Annotated in this window: 1 protein-coding gene; it reads left to right on the forward strand. The window is 68.1% G+C overall.

Going from position 1 to position 721, the window contains the following annotated elements; genetic code table 11:
• The coding region (locus tag BXP70_RS29170) for an NmrA family NAD(P)-binding protein (protein WP_143436799.1) at positions 1–721 on the forward strand (721 nt) is incomplete at both ends.

Consider the following 721-nt stretch of genomic DNA (forward strand, 5'->3'; position numbering starts at 1 on the left):
ACCACCCCGGCTACGGAACTCGCGGCCCTGGTGCGCGACGTGCGCAAAGCCCCCGACCTCACCGCACGCGGCATCGACGTGCGGTCAGCCGACTACCTAGACTACCCCGCCCTGGTGCACGCCTTCCAGGGCATCGAGAAGGTGCTGCTCGTGTCCGCCGTGGCCTTCACCGACCGCGTGCGCCAGCACCGCCACGTCATCGACGCGGCCAAAGAAGCCGGGGTCAAGCACCTGTTCTACACCAGCATCCAGCGCAGCTCGGACTTTGTCATGCCCGAGGTCACGGAAAGCGACCTAGCCACGGAAGCCTACCTGCAAGCCTCCGGGCTGATCTACACCATTCTGCGCAACGGCTACTACTTCGAAGGCCTAGCCTACCTGGTTGGCAGCCAGGTGCCGCAGGCGGAAATCCGTTTCCCGGCCGGCGAAGGCCGGATCGCCTTCGTCAAGCGGAGCGAGCTGGCCGCCGCCACAGCGGCCTTGCTCACCAGCGCCGGCCACGAGAACCAGGCCTATACCCTGACCGGGAGCACAGCCTACTCGTTCCACGACGTCGCCCGGGAACTCTCCCAGCTAGCGGGCCGGCCCATCACGTATCACAGCAGCGAGCCGGCGCCCTACATCGCCCAGCAAGTAGCGGCCGGCTTCCCCGAGCCTGTCGCCAAGTTCTTCGCCCAGTGGGGGGCCGCCGCCGCCCACGGCCTGCTGGCGGGCACGGACG

Origin of the sequence: Hymenobacter crusticola (assembly GCF_002154225.1) — a bacterium.
Classification (GTDB): Bacteria; Bacteroidota; Bacteroidia; order Cytophagales; family Hymenobacteraceae; genus Hymenobacter; species Hymenobacter crusticola.